Raw genomic sequence first — 15305 nt, forward strand, 5'->3', positions numbered from 1 at the left:
GTTCGTCGTCAGGTCGGTAGTGGGCGCTGGTTGCGCCGCTTGTGTGCCCGGTTGTACGGCGGAAGCAGTTGGATGGGTGCGTCCACCATCTCCTGCGGCTCCTCGACCACCGACGGCTCACCGTCGGTGGTCATCTCGGCCAGTTGCTCGGCGTCGCCGTAGTCGAGCCGGTCGAACGGCAGTTGGCCGGGGAGTTCACCCACCGGTTTCCAGGTGATCGGCGTGCCGTCCTCGGTCTGGTTGTCATCCGTGGTCATGGCTGCCTCCTCTACCGAAACGGTAGGGGGCGTCGATGGCCGATGCGGGCGAATGGATCTATGTCCTGTTTGCCCCAGTTATGCCCTGGTCACGGTTCGCCGGTACAGGAAGAAGACCCGCTCGATCCACGCACCCGCGCTGCCCGAATAGAACGGCACCGGACCCACCCAGCCGATCTGTGCCCGGTCCAGCCCCGCCGCCCGCTGGTCGCGCAGGCAACGCCGCAACAGGACCCCACCGATGCCCGACCCCTCCGCGGCCGGCGCGGTGCCCATCGGCCCGAACCAGCTCGGCCGGGACGACCCGTAAGCGGCGAAGCCGAGCACCTCGCCGTCCCGCTCCGCCAGGTGGCAACCGGCGTCGGGGCGCCCCACCGACCCGGCCAGCTCGCCGTCCCACGTTCCGCCGAAGGTGGACCGGGCGAACGCGGTCAGCGTCGGCAGGTCCGCCGGCTCCGCCCGGCGTACTGTGACGCCCTGGTCGGCCAGTCGCCGCTCGGTCGCCTCGGTGGACCGCAGTGCCGGCGACCCGTCGTACGACAGGTCCGCGGTCATGTTCCAGGCGGTCCGGTCCTGCTGGTAGCCGAGCGCGAGGGCGGCGCAGACCGCCGGCGTGTAGCGGACGTCGATGCCCGGCCACGCGTAGTACGGCGGATTCCCGGCCAGCAGGACCTCGGTCGCCCCGCGCTCGGCGAGCACCCGTTCGGCCTGCTGGAGCAGCGCCCGGCCGACGCCCCGACGCCGCTGTTCCGCATGGACCGCTACCAGGTCCACGTGCCCGATCCCCGGCTCGATCGACGACACCGAGCAGATCAGCACCCCCACCAGGTCCGCACCCCGGTACGCGCCCAGCCCGACCACCGGCCGGTCGGCGGTGGCCCGGTTCCAGAGAACGTCAACGATGGCGGCCGCCTCGGCGGCGTCCTCGGGCAGGTCGAGAGCCTGCTGGCAGAGCTGTACGACGCTGGGGGCCAGGTCGGCGGTCAGCTCGGTGACGGTGATCTCGGCGTCCATGGTCGCCGACCCTAGATCACCGGGTGTCGAGTCGCACCCCCGGCTCAGCACTTCAGGAAGGAAACCTGCCTATTGCTGGGCGGCGCGAACCGCTGCGTAGGCGTCGACCTGCCCGGCACCGGTGACGTTCGACGGGGAACCGCAGGCGTCCGAGGGGCTGTCGGAGCGATAGGTGGGCGTGGCCGCAGTGGCGGTGTCCCGAAGGATCTGCCGGGTCCGGGTCACGTCGCCGACCAGCGCCGGGTTCGCCGACCACATCAGCGCGACCACCCCGGCCACCTGCGGGGTCGCCATCGACGTGCCGTCCAGCGCGGCGTACGTGCCGCCCGGCATGGCCGACACCACTCCCACCCCCGGTGCCAGCACGTCCGGTTTACCCGAGCCACCCGTCACCGGCCCGCGCGAGGAGAACTCGGCGACCCGCCGCTGGGCGTCCACCGCGCCCACTGTCAGCACGTCCGGGTACGGGGCGGGCGGATCGTCGATCGACGCGCACCACGGGCCGGTGTTGCCGGCCGCCGCGACCACGAAGATCCCGGCGGCGTCCAGGGCGGCGGTGGCCGGCCGCAGGACGCGCTGGTCGCAACCCTCGATGGGAGGGCAGCCCCACGAGTTGGTCAGCACCTGCGGGGCGCGCTCCGGACGGCCGTCGGTGAACGGGTCGCCGCCGGCCGGAAAGGGCGCCAACATGAACTGGAGACAGTCCAGGTAGTGCGCGGGGCTGCCGAGGTTGCGGTCCAGGTTGACGCAGCCCACCCACTGCGCGTCCGGTGCCACCCCGATGCCGTCCCGCCCGACCGCGCTGCCCACCGTGTGGGTGCCGTGCCCGCCCTGGTCGGTCGGGCTCCGGGTGTCGTCCCACGGGTCGTACCAGGAGTCGTCCCCACCACGGAACCCGGCTCGCAGCGCGGGGTGGCCGCCGTCCACCCCGGAGTCGGAGCTGCCGACCACGATGCCGGTGCCGGTCACCCCGAGCTGGGACCACACCCGGTCGGCGCCAATCTGGAGGATGTTCCACTGCGGGCCGGTGGGCTTGGGCGCGGTGCCCCGGCTCTGCCCGGCCGGGGCCGGCAGTGGCCGCAGGCGTTGGCTGACCAGCACCCGGGCCACCTCCGGTCGGCGGGCGAGCCAGGCCCGCACCGCCGGGCCGCCGTCCACCTCGACCGCGTTGACCAGGTAGTACGACACCGGGTCGAGGCGCAGCCGGTTCAACCCCCGGAGCAGGTCGCCCTGGCTCTGCTCGGCGGTCGACACCAGCCGCCGGTAGACCTCCGCCGCGCGGGCGTCGCGCCCGGCCCGGCCCGGCGCGGCGGCCGGAAGATCGCTCAGGTTGGCCTGCGCGCGCAGCACCACGAACAGCCGCTCGCCGTACAGGCCCGGCTGGCCGGGGCCGAGGTCGACCACGCCGAACGTCACCAGCAGCACCACGGCCGCCACCGCGGCGACCCGCCTGTTCGGGGTGCGCGCCGTCGGCCGGGCGAGCAGCACCGCGTACCCGATGGCGACCAGGACCGCGACGGCGAGCCCGACGCCGGCGGCGGCCGCCACCCAGAAGGGGATGTCCCGGGTGCCGACCAGCAGCAGGCTGATCTCTTCCGGGTCGGTGAAGGCCAGCGGGCCGAGCGCGGCCAGGCCCACGAGCCAGCCGGTCGCCGTTCGGCCGGCGCGGGTGGCCTCGGCCGGGTCGGCGGTGGGCCGCCAGGTCGCGGCCCAGAGCGCGGCCAGCGCGAAACCCACCGGCGGCACTGTCAGCAGGGCGGGCAACTGCGCGCCGGACTGGCCGGTCCCGGCCGCGAGCAGCAGCAGCGCCACCCCGGCGACCAATCCGCCGACCAGCACCAGCCGAGCCGGCCGGGGTGGTCGCCCAACCGCGAACGGGGCCCAGAAGGGGGCGTCCAGCAGAGTCGCGGCCAGCACTCCGAGCGCGGCGGCCGCCAGCAGTGCGAGCGCGGTCTCCAGGAAACCGCCGAGCGCGCCCAACCAGGCCCACGGCAGCAGCAGCGCCAACCCGGCGGCGACCGCGAGCAGCGGCACCGGGCCGAACCCGAGCAACCTCCGCCGCCGCCCGACCGGCTCCGCGTTCCCGGTGGCTGCGGGCGGCCTGGTGTCGCCGTCTCCGGTGGCCTCGGGCCGCGTGGCGTCGTCGCCGTCTCCGGTGGGTGCCGGGCCGCCGACCGAGCCAACCAGCCCGGGGTACGCCCATCGACGCGCCGACCAGCGCACGGCGAGCGCGCCGAGCAGCGCCGCACCGGCCAGCGCGGCGAGGTACGCCTCGTGATGCACCGGCGGCACGACCCGCAGCACCGTGAGCACGCCGAGCGCGAGTGCTCCGATCAGCCAGGCCCGCCCGGTGGCCCGGACCGCGGCCGACCGGGGCAGGACGGCCAGCAGCAGGGCGGGCGTGCCGGCCAGCACGACGGTGGCCAGGCCGAGCACCGGCCAGAGCCAGCCGAGCCGGTCCCGTCCGAAGCTCAGCAGCACCTGGTCGGTGAGCCAGCCACCGGTCTGGGTGCCCACGGTGATCGCGACCGTCCAGCAGCCGACCAGCACGGCAGCGACGACCGGCCACGGGGAACTGCTGTCGCTGAAACCGGGTTGCGCAGGTTGACCGTGCATCCGAGAACCTTACGACCACGACGAAGGGTTTCGACCTGAGCGTCGGGTTCCGGGGCTTCGCAGATCCGGGCAGATCGTGGCGAGACGTGTCGTGCGCTTCGGAGCAGGTAGGTGCGGTGCGGAGCGGGCGGCGAATGTCGACACTGTGGCTCGGCGGTTACGGTGGACGGGTGCGCGACCCCAATATCTCCCGATCCGTCGCCGGTCAGCTCTCACCGGTCCGCCGTGCGTCCGACCTGCGTCGACTGCGTGCCGAGCGCTTCGACGTGCTGGTCATCGGGGGCGGGGTGACCGGAGCCGGTGCCGCTCTGGACGCGGCGTCCCGGGGCCTGAAGGTGGCGCTGGTCGAGGCGCGTGACCTCGCTGCCGGCACCTCCAGCCGGTCCAGCAAACTCATCCACGGTGGCCTGCGCTACCTGGAGCAGTTGGAGTTCCACCTGGTCCACGAGGCGCTCACCGAGCGCGGCCTGCTGGCCACCCGGCTCGCGCCGCACCTGGTACGCCCGGTGCCGATCATGGTGCCGCTGCCGGCCGGGCGGGGTCTGCGGGACCTGCCGGCCCGGGTCTTCCGCCGCTCGTACTACGGCGCCGGGGTGGCCGCGTACGACGTCTTCGCCGGGGTCTTCGGCGGTGGCCGGGGCATGCCCCTGCACCGTCACCTGACCCGGGAGGGCGCTCGCCGGATCTTCCCGAGTCTGCGGGCCGACGCGCTGGCCGGGGCGATCCGCTACTACGACGGGCAGGTCGACGACGCCCGGCTGGTGGTCACCCTGGCGCGCACCGCGGCCAGCCTCGGCGCCACAGTGGTGAGCAGTGCGCGCGCCGTCGGGCTGATCCGTCAGGCGCGCGAGGTGACCGGCGTCCGCGTCCGTGACCTGGAGGCACCGCTCGGCTCGCCGGATGCGGAGTTCGAGGTGCAGGCCCGCACCGTCATCGCCGCCACCGGCGTGTGGAGCGACGACATGTCCCGGATGCTCAACGACGTGGGCCTGCGGCCCGGCGTCCGGGTGCGCGCCTCCAAGGGGGTGCACCTGGTGGTGCCCCGCTCGGCGATCACCGGCGAGACGGGGCTCATCCTGCGTACGGCGAGTTCGGTGCTCTTCGTCATCCCGTGGGGCGGGCACTGGATCATCGGCACCACTGACACCGACTGGCGGCTGGACCGTTCCCACCCGGCCGCCTCGGCCCGCGACATCGACTACCTCCTCCAGCAGGTCAACACCGTGCTGGAGCGGCCGCTGACCACCGCCGACATCGAGGGGGTCTACGCCGGGCTGCGGCCGCTGCTGGCCGGCGAGGCCGACTCGACCTCGAAGCTCTCCCGGGAGCACGCGGTCTTCGAGCCGATGCTCGGGCTGTTGCTGGTCGCCGGCGGCAAGTACACGACGTACCGGGTGATGGCGTCCGACGTGGTCGACCGGGCCGCTCGCCGGCTCGGTGGCGCCCGCTCGTCGCGTACCGCCGACCTGCCGCTGCTCGGTGCCGACGGGTACCCGGCGATGTGGCGGGACCGGGCCGACCTGGCGCGCCGGCACGGCGTGCCGGTGGGCGTGGTGGAGCATCTGCTGGAGCGGTACGGCACTCTCACCCTGGACCTGCTGGCGCTGGTCGACGCCGATCCTCTGCTGGCGTCTCCACTGGCCGGTGCTCCGGAGTACCTGGCGGCGGAGGTCGCCTACGCGGCGCGGGCCGAGGGCGCGCTGCACCTGGAGGACGTGCTGACCCGGCGGACCCGGATCTCGTTCGAGACCAGCCACCGGGGGCTGGAGTCGGCGGAGCACACCGCCGAGTTGATGGGCGCGGTGCTCGGGTGGGACGCGGCCACCCGGGAACGCGAGGTCGAGCACTACCGGGCCCGGGTGGAGGCGGAGCGGCAGTCCCAGCTGATGCCGGACGACGCGGCGGCCGACGCGGCCCGGCTCGGCGCTCCGGACGTCCGGGGTTACGCGGCCGACCGGGGCGACGACGATCAGGCGGAGCTGCGCCCGTCCGCTCGATGACGAATTGCGACGTTACCGATGGGTAACCATCGATACCGGCCCGGATGGTGGTTTCGAACGCTACCTACGGTGGGGTAGGTTTCCGCGCGTGCTACGCCGCGCGCGCCCTCGTCTGCTCTCACCCCTGCTCGCCGTCGCGCTCGTCGGCGCCCTGACCGGGTGCTCCCTCTTCGACGGAGACAAGCCGAGCACCCCGGTGACGCAACCGACCGCAGGCACGGCAGGTGGCGGCTCGCAGCTGGAGATCCCCACCACTGTCGCCGCCGGCCAGGTCAGCCTGCTCCAGCGGCTCGGCGAAGACGGGCCGATGCGCACCCTGAGCGTCGAACGGAACGGCGCGTGGCAGTGCGTCGACTGCGCCGGCGACGGCGTGACCTCCCGAGGCACCCTCGCACCGGAGCTGACCGAACGGCTCCAGGTGCTGCTCGCCAACCCGGCGCTCGCCGACGAGACCGACCAGGCCCGGCGGTACCGGACCACCTGCATCGACGCGCTGACGTCCAGCCTCATCACCTCGACCGGGCTGATCACCTCGCAGGACTGCCCGGGCGAGGAACTCACGCCGGTCGCCGGGGAGATCCTGCTGCTGCTCACCCAGGCGACCCCGGCCGAGGTCAAGGGCTGACCGCAGCCGGTCAGAGCACCTTGCCCGGGTTGAGCAGGCCGGCCGGGTCGAGCGCCAACTTGATCGCCTGATGGACCCGGACACCGACCGGCCCGATCTCCCGGGCCAGCCAGTCCCGCTTGAGCAGCCCCACCCCGTGCTCGCCGGTGCACGTGCCGCCCAGGTCCAGGCCGAGCCGCATGATCTCGTCGAAGGCCCGTCGACCCCGTTGCACGCTCGCCGGGTCGGCCCGGTCGACAACGATGTTCGGGTGCATGTTGCCGTCCCCGGCGTGCCCGACCACGCCGATCGGCACCTCGCACTCGGCCGCGATCCGGGCGACCCCGTCCAGGAGCGCCGCGAGCGCGCCGCGCGGCACCGCCACGTCGTCGATCACCAGACCGCCGTTGCCGCCCGGGTAGGTGTCCGCCGCGAACTTCTCCATGGCCGGGTGGGCCAGCCGGCGAGCCTGGAGCAGCGCCGCCGCCTCCACCGCGTCGGTGGCCGCGTAGACCTCGTCGGCGCCGACGGCCTCACACACCTCGGCCAGCACGGCCAGGTCGTCCGCCGCCCGGGAGCCGGTGTCGGCGGCGGCCAGCAACAGGGCCTGCGCGTCGGTCCGCAACCCCATCGGCTGGTACGCCTCGATCGCCCGCAGGTGGGTCTGGTCCAGCATCTCCAGCAGGCTGGGGGTGAGCCCGCGAGCCGCGATCTCGGCCACCGCCGCGCCGGCCGTTGCGGTCGATCCGAAGACCGCCACCAGGGTCAGTGAGTCGGCCGGGGCGGGGCGCAGCGCCACTGTCACCTCGGTGATCACGCCGAGGGTGCCCTCCGAACCGACGAACAGTCGGGTCAGGTCGTAGCCGGCCACCCCCTTGGCCGTACGCCGGCCGGTGCGCAGCACCTCGCCGGAGGCGAGCACCACCTCCAGGCCGAGCACGTACTCGGTGGTGACGCCGTACTTCACACAGCACATGCCGCCGGCGTTGGTGGCCACGTTGCCGCCGATGGTGGAGGACTCCCAGGAGCCGGGGTCCGGCGGGTACCAGAGGCCCTGTCTGGCCACCGCCCCGGCCAGCGCCGCGTTGACCACGCCCGGCTGGACCACGGCGATCCGGCTCACCGGGTCGATCTCCCGGATCTCGTTCATCGCGACGGTGCTGAGCACCACAGCGCCGTCCACAGCGTTCGCCGCGCCGGCCAGCCCGGTCCGCGCGCCCTGCGGCACCACCGGTACGCCGTGCCGCGCCGCCGCCTGGACCACGGCGACCACCTGCTCGGTGTCGCGCGGGCGGGTCACCACCAGCGGGACGCCGGCCGCGCACAGGTCGGCCTCGTCCCGCTGGTGCATGCGCAGCAGGTCCGGGTCGGTGAGCACGGCGTCGTCACCGAGCGCGGCGCGCAGGTCGTCGAGGAGCGCGGTGGGGGCCATGCGACCGAGGCTAAGTCGCCGACCGGCGATCATCAACATGATCGACTGGGCGGGATAACTTGGGCCCATGCTCTACCTGGACCGGCCGGCCTGGCCGTGGCGCGGTCGGCTCTGGTCGCACCTGATCAGTGACGTCTCATACGCCGAGCTGCACGCCTTCGCCGAAGCGCTCGGCGCGCCCCGGCGCGGGTTCGACCGGGACCACTACGACATCCCGGCCGACCGGTTCGCGGCGGCGGTGTGGCTCGGTGCCCAGGTGGTGCCGAGCCGGGAGCTGGTCCGGTTACTCCGCACCGCCGGGCTGCGTCGGCCGAAGCACCTGGTCAGCCCGCGGTCTCCGGCTCCCCGGTGAGCGCGGCCAGCTCGCGGCGCACGTTGCCCCGGGCGGGCTCTTCCCACCGGCTCGCCAGCGGCGGCGACCGGAACAGCGCGGGCAGCGCCAGCAGGCCGGTCAACACGGCGGCCCGCCCAGCCCGGAAGGCCGGCTCCGGCACGTGGGCGTACTCCTGGCGGATCGCCGCCGCGTAACGCTCGTAGCGGGCCGGCGGCGCGGCCAGCACTGCCAGGTCCGCATCGCACAGCAACACCCCGTCCCGGTCGCCCGGCGTCACAGTGTGTCCGGCGGTGAGCAGCACCAGCCGGTGCACCTCGGCCACCGTGGGCGTCGGCACCCCGAGCCCGGTGAGCACGCTCTCGGCCAGTGCGGCGCTGTCCCGTTCGTTGGTGTCGCCAGCGGCCCGGGGGTCGTAGACCGCGTCGTGGAACCAGGCCGCCAGCCGGACCACGTCGGCCCGAGCGGCCAGGTCGGCGTGCTGGTCCACCACGTCGAGCACCGCCGTCAGATGGGCCAGCGTGTGGTAGCGGCGGTGCGGCTCCCGCCAGCGGGCGATCACCTGTTCACCGGCCCGGGTCGTGTCCGGGTCGGGCCTCGCGCCGGCACCCCGGGCCGCCGCCCGCCACCGGTCCAACAGATCAACCACCGCCCGAGTCTGCCGCATGCGCCCACGACGCGCGGGAAGGGAGGGTTCAGCGGGCCCACCACGGGTAGTCGCGCCCATGGCCGTGGCCCGGGACAAGCGACCTCCGATGGTGCGACGTACCGCGCTGCGCGACGGATTGGTGGACATCGACGGCGCGCGGATCGCCGAGGCCACCGAACAGCTGCGCCACCGTGGCCGGGCCACCCTGCACGACCGACTGCACCGGGTACGGATGGCCGGCGGGCTCGCCGTGCAGGCCGGGCTGGCCGCCGGGCTCGCGTACCTGATCTCGCACAAGTTGCTCGGTAACCCGCAACCGGTCTTCGCGCCGATCTCCGCGGTCGGCACCCTGGCCGCGTCGGTCGGTCAGCGGTTCCGCCGGACCGTGGAGCTGATCGTCGGGGTGGGCGTCGGGGTGGCCGTCGGTGACCTCCTGATCTACCTGCTCGGCACCGGGGCGTGGCAGCTCGGCCTGGTGGTCACAGTGGCCATCCTGCTCACCATCTTCGCCGGAGCGAGCGTGGCCATCGTCATCCAGGCGGCGGCCACGGCGGTGCTGATCGTGACGCTGAGCCCGTCGACCCAGAACCTGGAGATCCCCCGCTTCGTCGACGCGTTCCTCGGCGGTGGGATCGCGCTGCTGGTCACGGCGGTGCTGCTGCCTCTGAACCCACTCCGAGTGATCAACCGGGCGGCCCGACCCGCCCTGGACCTGCTCGCCGCCCAACTCGACGCCACCGCCGACGGCCTGCGCAACCGGAACCGCGCTGCCATCCAGGGCGCGCTGGAGAGGCTGCGCAACAACAAGGAGGAGTTGGCCACGTTGGGCGAGGCGATCGAGGGAGCCAAGGAGACCGCCACCCTCTCCCCGGCCCGCTGGCACCGCCGCGACGAGCTGACCCACTACGCGGAGGCGGCCGACCCGATCGACAGGGCGATGCGCAACAGCGGCACGCTGATCCGCCGGTCCGTCACCTTGATCGAGGACGAGGAACCGGTGCCCGATCCGATGCCGGATGCGATCGGCCACCTCGCCGAGTCGGTCCGGCTGCTCAAGCACGAGTTCGCCGCCGGTGAGGAGCCGGAGAAGGCCCGGGAGCGGTCACTGCGGGCGGTCAGCGAGGCCGGGCGGGCGTATGGCGCCGGGGTGGGATTCTCCGGCAGCGTGGTGGTCGCCCAGATCCGCACCACCGCTAGCGATCTGCTGGTCGCCTCCGGCATCGAGCAGGAGGAGGCGAACCGGTGGATCCGCACCGCCTTCGGGGAGCAGGAGCGGCCGGTCGGTGAGCCCGCCGAGCCCGGCGAGACACCGAAGCCACCCACCGCCCCGCCGGTCGGCTGAACGCCGGCCTCAGCCCAGCTCGGCCAGCGCCGCGAGCAGCCGGTCCACCTCAGCGGCAGTGCTGCCCAGCCCGATGCTGGCCCGCAGCGCGGTGGGCGGCAGGTCCCGTCGGCCGGTCCGCCCCGCCGCCTCGCTGAGCAGACGCCGGGCCAGCGGGTGGGCACAGAACAACCCGTCCCGTACGCCGATGTGGTGCTCCGCGGCCAGCCGCGTGGCCACCTCGGTGGAGTCCCAGCCGGCGACCACGAACGAGACGATGCCGACCCGGGGCGCGTCCGGGTCGAAGGTGCGCAGCTCGACGACGTGCGGCAGGGCGGCGAGGCCGCCCCGCAGCCGGGCCAGCAGGGCCTGCTCGTGGGCGGCCAGCGCGCCCTGGTCCGCCTCGTCGAGCGCCTTGCACACCGCCGCCAGCGCAACCGCGCCGAGCAGGTTCGGGGTGCCGCCCTCGTGTCGGGCCGGACCGGTTGCCCAGGTCACGTCGTGGGTGGCCGGCCCGACGTGGCTGGTGGCCCCACCACCGGCCAGGTAAGGCGGGGCCGCGTCCAGCCAGTCGGCCCGGCCGATCAACACGCCCGCGCCGAACGGCGCATACAGCTTGTGGCCCGACACGGCCAGGTAGTCGACGTCGAGCGTGAGCAGGTCGACCGGGGCGTGCGGGGCGAGCTGCGCGGCGTCGAGCACGATCCGGGCACCGTGCCGGTGGGCCACCCGCGCCAGTTCGGCGACCGGCCACCGTTCACCTGTCACGTTGCTCGCACCGGTCACCGCTACCAGCACCGGCAGCGCGGGGCTGCTGCCCCGGCGCAGCTCGGTGAGGGCGGCGGCGAGATCGCGTACCGCCCCGGCGGGGTCGCTGGGCACCGGCAGCCGCACCGACCCGCGCGGCCAGGGCAGCAGGTTGGCATGGTGTTCGCCAGCGAACGTGACCACAGTCGTGCCGGCCGGCACGGCCCGCGCCAGCAGGTTGAGCGCGTCAGTGGTGTTGCGGGTGAAGATCACATGATCGTCGGCGCGGGCGCCGAAGAAGTCGCCGATCGTCTGTCGGGCCTGCTCGTAGGCGAGGGTGCAGCGCCGCGACAGCGCTCCCGCCCCGCGATGCACGCTGGCGTACCAGGGCAGCAGTTCGGCCACCGCGTCGGCGGCGGCCCGCGCGCACGGCGCACTGGCCGCGTAGTCCAGGTTGATCTCCCCGGGCACGCCGAGGACGTCGAGCGGCGCGGACTGCGCCGACGGCACTGTGGGCAGGCTGGGCAGCGAGGGGACGAGAGTGACGGACACGCCGGAACCTCCGGGGTCAGGGACCCCGGGTGCGACATCGGGACGGGGTCCGCGCTTGCCCAGCACACCGATCGGGCTGGGCCCGGTCATCACCCGGGGCACCCCACCGCGAACTCGACGAGGGTTGCCGGCCAGCAAGCCGGGGCTTGACGCTGGCGCTCGTGACCTGCCGGCAGCATAGCGGCTACCGATGCGCCCGAACCAGCCGGCGGCGGATGGCTACGCTGACCGCATGGCCGACACCCCGCCCGGTTCACCGCTGCCGCCGTCGCCCGCCGCCCCGCCTGCGCCCGCCGTCCCGCCCCTGGGTGAGACGCCCCGGATGCCGCTGCGCCGACTGGGCTGGCGGCGGTTCCTGGTGCTGGCCGGGGTGGTGCTGTTCATCGCCGGATGCGCGACGTTCACTGTCAACGAGATCGGTCAGGATCTCGGGCTGCAGGCGCTGCTGATCGGGGTGGCCGCCGCCATCCTGCCGGTGCCGGTGCTGGTCGCCTGCTACCTCTGGTTGGACCGGTACGAACCCGAGCCGCTGAAGTATCTGATCTTCTGCTTCGCCTGGGGGGCGTTCGTCTCCACCGCTGCCTCGCTCAAGGTGAACAGGTTCGGCGCCGAACAGTTCGCGGCCGTGGGCCTGCCGGATGCGCTCACCGGGGTGCTGGTGGCGCCGTTCATCGAAGAGCTGACCAAGGCGCTGGGCCCGATCCTGCTGCTGGTGTTCCGCCGCCGCGAGTGGTCCGGGATCACCGACGGCCTGGTCTACTGCGGGCTCAGCGCGGTCGGCTTCGCGATGGTGGAGAACATTCTCTACCTGGGCGGCTTGGGGTACGCGTCCGGCGCAGACCGGTACGGCCCGGCCACCGGCATCCAGCAGGTCATCGCGATCTTCATCCTACGGATCCTGCTGTTCGGGTTCGCCCATCCCCTTTTCACCTCGATGACCGGTGTGGGGCTGGGTATCGCCTCCCGGACGGCCGATCGGCGCATCCGGGTGCTCGCCCCGATCGCCGGCCTGCTGCTGGCGATGATGCTGCACGGCACGTGGAACCTGCTGCCCACGCTGACCCAGGCCACCGGCGAGGCCATGATCATGTTGTACGGCTTCCTGGGCCTCATGGTGCCGGTCTTCTTCGGCACCGTGGGGCTGGCGCTGTGGTTGCGCGCCTGGGAGGGGCGGCTCACCGAGCGGGTCCTGCCCGACTACGTCCGCGCCGGCTGGCTCAGCCCGCCCGAGGTGGCCGCCCTGAGCAGTCTCGGCCGACGGCACGCCGCCCGCAGTTGGGCGCGGAGGGTGGCCGGCGATGCCGGGGTGGGGGCGATGCGGGGTTACCAGTCCGCCGCCACCCGGCTGGCCCTGCTACGCGACGGTGCGCTGCGCGGCCTGGACCGCAAACCCGCCGACCAGGAGCGGACCGCCCGCGAGGAGCGGGAGCTGCTGGACGCGATCACCGAGTACCGGTCGTTCTTCGTGGGTCGGGACCCGCAGGCCCCGGCGGGGGTCTGGGACGGCAGCCGCTACCACCTGCGCTTTCCGGACGGCACACAGCGCGCCGTGGACGCACCGGACGAGCCGGTGGTGCCGATCCCGGTGGTGTTGGCTCCCGCCCCGGCCCCGGTGGGGTACGCCCCGTCCGGCTGGCCCGGCCTGCGCCCGGCGTCGCCCTGGCCGCCGACGCACCCCTGACAGCTGCGGGTTGGTCGGCGGTGCGGTTCAGGCCAGCAGCGACGTGAGGAAGTCACCGAGGCCCTGGAACATCGCGATCAGCGCGGCCCCGATCCCTCGGAACATCTGCGCGGCGCCGTCCGGCCGAAAGGCCATGAAGTAGATCAGGAACGCGACACTGCCCCAGGTCAACAGCTTCTTCACGAATACTGGCATCGTCCCTCCCCAGGGCCACGGTCGCCGGATGGCTTCCCGTCGTGCGGCTGGGCAAACGGTGCGCGACGGGGCCTGGTGGCCGGGGGAGGTGCGTCAGAGGTAGAGGCCGGTCGAGTCGTTCTCGATGCGCTCGGCGGCCACGGCGTGCACGTCCCGCTCCCGCAGCAGCACGTAACCGCGGCCGTGCAGCTCGACCTCGGAGCGGTCGTCCGGGTCGAAGAGCACCCGGTCGCCGGAGACGATGGCGCGGACGTTCGGCCCCACCCCGACCGCTGTGGCCCAGGCGAGGCGCTTGCCGACCGCGGCGGTCGCCGGAATGACGATGCCGGCGGTGGAGCGGCGTTCGCCCTCGCTGCCCTCCATCCGCACCAGCACGCGGTCGTGCAGCAGGCGGATCGGCAGGCCGGCGTCGAGATCGTTGTCGACGGTCACGCCGCAGACGCTACCGTGTGGCCGACGGTGGCCTGCCGACGGTTACGCCGGAGGTGGTCGGGGCATTGTGTGGCGGAACCGCCCTACGGTGTCGGGAACGGACGTATGCTGTCCGACCTGTCGCCGTTGGCGGGCCGGGTTTTCTGCCAGGAGGTGCGCTTGAGCCGCTTCGAGCGGGTACGCGGGCGGCTTCGCCGCGCCTACCAGTCACGACAGGAGTCGGCGCGCGTCGACGAGGGCCCCTCGGGTGACGCGTTGAACGACGCGTCGGAGGCGGCCCGGGTGGCGTCGCCGGCCGTGCCGGGGCCGACCGCGCCGCCGAGCGCCACGGTCTACGGCGCGCAATCTCCGGTGGACCTGCACAGCTCCACCTCCAGCCGGGACGACGCCGACGTTCCGCACGGGCTGCGGATCGCCGCCGCGTGGTGTTGGCGACTGATCGTGATCGGTGTGGTGGCCTGGGCCCTGCTGCGGATCGTCGGCACGATCAAGATCGTGATCATTCCGCTGGCCATCGCGCTGCTGCTCTCCGCGCTGCTCGCCCCGGCGGTGGGCTGGCTGCTGCGGGCCCGGCTTCCTCGGTCGCTGGCGACGGCGGTGGTGCTTGTCGGCGGCCTGGTCGCGGTGATCGGCACGCTGACGCTTGTGGTCAACGAGTTCATTCGTGGCGTACCGGAGCTGAGCGAAAAGTCGTCGGAGGGTGTCCGGCAGATCCAGAACTGGCTGAAGACGGGCCCGCTGCACCTCTCCGACACCCAGCTCGACAGGTACATCGACGAGGCGCAGGCCTGGATCAACTCCAACACCTCCAATCTCACTAGTGGCGCGCTGAGCACCGCCGCGACGCTGGCCGAGGTGCTGACCGGCACGCTGCTGGTGCTCTTCGCGACGTTCTTCTTCCTGCGCGACGGCAACCGGATCTGGCGCTTCCTGGTCCGGCTGCTGCCGGTGGCCGCCCGGTGGAAGGTCGACGACGCGGGTCGCGCCTCCTGGCACACGCTCGGCGCCTACGTCCGCGCGACAGTGCTGGTCGCCTTCATCGACGCTGTCGGCATCGGCATCTTCCTGGTCGTCTTCGACATTCCGTTCGCCTTCCCGCTGGCCGCGCTGGTCTTCCTCGGCGCGTTCATCCCGATCGTCGGTGCGGCGCTCTCCGGCGGCGTGGCGGTGCTGGTGGCCCTCGTCGACAGCGGCCCGGTCACCGCGTTGATCATCCTCGGCGCGGTGATCGGCGTGCAGCAGATCGAGGGGCACGTGCTGCAACCGCTGATCATGGGCCGGGCGGTCGCCCTGCACCCGCTCGCGGTGATCATCGGTATCGCCGCCGGTGTCGTACTGGCCGGCATCACCGGCGCGCTGGTCTCCGTGCCGCTCATCGCGGTGCTGAACACCGCGGTCCGCCGGCTTGCCGCCCGTAGGGTCCCGGACACCCCGCCCGACGCCGTGGTCGTCGCCTCCCAGGCCCCCTAGCGCG

14 protein-coding genes and 1 riboswitch are annotated in these 15305 nt (G+C 73.4%); of the genes, 6 read left to right on the forward strand and 8 right to left on the reverse strand.

Translation table 11 applies throughout. The features are described from left to right. Window positions 1–8 precede the first annotated feature (8 nt). The 3 genes from NIE79_RS00665 to NIE79_RS00675 form a co-directional block, all read right to left on the reverse strand. A complete protein-coding gene (locus tag NIE79_RS00665) occupies window positions 9–257 on the reverse strand; it encodes a hypothetical protein (RefSeq protein ID WP_238676633.1) in 249 nt (82 codons plus the stop codon). Between the two features lie 78 nt (window positions 258–335). Further along, the gene (locus NIE79_RS00670; RefSeq protein ID WP_238676634.1) at window positions 336–1271 is read right to left on the reverse strand and encodes a GNAT family N-acetyltransferase; all 936 of its coding nucleotides are present in this window, start codon (window positions 1269–1271) and stop codon (window positions 336–338) included. Window positions 1272–1340: 69 nt separating this feature from the next. Then, window positions 1341–3887, reverse strand: a complete 2547-nt coding sequence (locus NIE79_RS00675; RefSeq protein WP_238676635.1) for a S8 family serine peptidase — start codon at window positions 3885–3887, stop codon at window positions 1341–1343. A gap of 185 nt (window positions 3888–4072) precedes the next feature. On the opposite strand from NIE79_RS00675, the gene NIE79_RS00680 reads away from it, so the two are divergent. Together NIE79_RS00680 and NIE79_RS00685 are read left to right on the forward strand one after the other, a co-directional pair. Beyond that, window positions 4073–5887, forward strand: a complete 1815-nt coding sequence (locus NIE79_RS00680; protein WP_238676711.1) for a glycerol-3-phosphate dehydrogenase/oxidase — start codon at window positions 4073–4075, stop codon at window positions 5885–5887. Between the two features lie 88 nt (window positions 5888–5975). Next, on the forward strand, window positions 5976–6512 hold the full coding sequence (locus NIE79_RS00685) for a hypothetical protein (RefSeq protein ID WP_238676636.1): 537 nt from the start codon (window positions 5976–5978) through the stop codon (window positions 6510–6512). 10 nt (window positions 6513–6522) lie between these two features. On the opposite strand, the gene NIE79_RS00690 is transcribed toward NIE79_RS00685, so the two are convergent. Next, window positions 6523–7923 carry an FAD-binding oxidoreductase gene (locus NIE79_RS00690; protein ID WP_238676637.1) on the reverse strand — a complete coding sequence of 467 codons (1401 nt, stop codon included), beginning with the start codon at window positions 7921–7923 and terminating at the stop codon, window positions 6523–6525. Between the two features lie 67 nt (window positions 7924–7990). Here NIE79_RS00690 and NIE79_RS00695 point away from each other — a divergent pair, with 67 nt between their 5' ends. Further along, window positions 7991–8275, forward strand: a complete 285-nt coding sequence (locus NIE79_RS00695; protein ID WP_238676638.1) for a DUF4031 domain-containing protein — start codon at window positions 7991–7993, stop codon at window positions 8273–8275. On the opposite strand, the gene NIE79_RS00700 is transcribed toward NIE79_RS00695, so the two are convergent. Next, window positions 8247–8903, reverse strand: coding sequence for an HD domain-containing protein (locus tag NIE79_RS00700; protein ID WP_238676639.1), 657 nt, complete (start codon window positions 8901–8903; stop codon window positions 8247–8249). The genes NIE79_RS00695 and NIE79_RS00700 overlap by 29 nt on opposite strands. A gap of 106 nt (window positions 8904–9009) precedes the next feature. On the opposite strand from NIE79_RS00700, the gene NIE79_RS00705 reads away from it, so the two are divergent. Continuing rightward, window positions 9010–10245, forward strand: a complete 1236-nt coding sequence (locus tag NIE79_RS00705) for an FUSC family protein (RefSeq protein ID WP_238676640.1) — start codon at window positions 9010–9012, stop codon at window positions 10243–10245. Between the two features lie 9 nt (window positions 10246–10254). Here the strand turns inward: NIE79_RS00705 and NIE79_RS00710 are convergent, their stop codons facing one another. Continuing rightward, a complete protein-coding gene (locus NIE79_RS00710; protein WP_372471387.1) occupies window positions 10255–11523 on the reverse strand; it encodes an aminotransferase class V-fold PLP-dependent enzyme in 1269 nt (422 codons plus the stop codon). Between the two features lie 46 nt (window positions 11524–11569). Beyond that, window positions 11570–11690, reverse strand: a riboswitch (SAM riboswitch). A 23-nt stretch (window positions 11691–11713) separates the two neighbouring features. Between NIE79_RS00710 and NIE79_RS00715 the strand changes: the two genes are divergently transcribed. Then, a complete protein-coding gene (locus NIE79_RS00715; protein ID WP_238676641.1) occupies window positions 11714–13204 on the forward strand; it encodes a PrsW family intramembrane metalloprotease in 1491 nt (496 codons plus the stop codon). A gap of 27 nt (window positions 13205–13231) precedes the next feature. On the opposite strand, the gene NIE79_RS00720 is transcribed toward NIE79_RS00715, so the two are convergent. Together NIE79_RS00720 and NIE79_RS00725 are read right to left on the reverse strand one after the other, a co-directional pair. Then, the gene (locus tag NIE79_RS00720; RefSeq protein WP_167362445.1) at window positions 13232–13399 is read right to left on the reverse strand and encodes a hypothetical protein; all 168 of its coding nucleotides are present in this window, start codon (window positions 13397–13399) and stop codon (window positions 13232–13234) included. Between the two features lie 93 nt (window positions 13400–13492). Beyond that, window positions 13493–13831, reverse strand: coding sequence for a GroES family chaperonin (locus tag NIE79_RS00725; protein ID WP_238676642.1), 339 nt, complete (start codon window positions 13829–13831; stop codon window positions 13493–13495). A 105-nt stretch (window positions 13832–13936) separates the two neighbouring features. On the opposite strand from NIE79_RS00725, the gene NIE79_RS00730 reads away from it, so the two are divergent. Beyond that, on the forward strand, window positions 13937–15301 hold the full coding sequence (locus NIE79_RS00730) for an AI-2E family transporter (protein ID WP_238676643.1): 1365 nt from the start codon (window positions 13937–13939) through the stop codon (window positions 15299–15301). Window positions 15302–15305: the final 4 nt, after the last annotated feature.

The organism is Micromonospora trifolii (assembly GCF_022229005.1).
GTDB lineage: Bacteria > Actinomycetota > Actinomycetes > Mycobacteriales > Micromonosporaceae > Micromonospora > Micromonospora trifolii.

Bases quoted from the DNA above. Each gene is read 5' to 3' on its own strand.
- NIE79_RS00665 (WP_238676633.1), bottom strand. From the start codon at position 257: ATGACCACGGATGACAACCAGACCGAGGACGGCACGCCGATCACCTGG.
- NIE79_RS00670 (WP_238676634.1), bottom strand. From the start codon at position 1,271: ATGGACGCCGAGATCACCGTCACCGAGCTGACCGCCGACCTGGCCCCC.
- NIE79_RS00675 (WP_238676635.1), bottom strand. From the start codon at position 3,887: ATGCACGGTCAACCTGCGCAACCCGGTTTCAGCGACAGCAGTTCCCCG.
- NIE79_RS00690 (WP_238676637.1), bottom strand. From the start codon at position 7,923: ATGGCCCCCACCGCGCTCCTCGACGACCTGCGCGCCGCGCTCGGTGAC.
- NIE79_RS00695 (WP_238676638.1), top strand. From the start codon at position 7,991: ATGCTCTACCTGGACCGGCCGGCCTGGCCGTGGCGCGGTCGGCTCTGG.
- NIE79_RS00705 (WP_238676640.1), top strand. From the start codon at position 9,010: ATGGTGCGACGTACCGCGCTGCGCGACGGATTGGTGGACATCGACGGC.
- NIE79_RS00715 (WP_238676641.1), top strand. From the start codon at position 11,714: ATGCGCCCGAACCAGCCGGCGGCGGATGGCTACGCTGACCGCATGGCC.
- NIE79_RS00720 (WP_167362445.1), bottom strand. From the start codon at position 13,399: ATGCCAGTATTCGTGAAGAAGCTGTTGACCTGGGGCAGTGTCGCGTTC.
- NIE79_RS00730 (WP_238676643.1), top strand. From the start codon at position 13,937: ATGCTGTCCGACCTGTCGCCGTTGGCGGGCCGGGTTTTCTGCCAGGAG.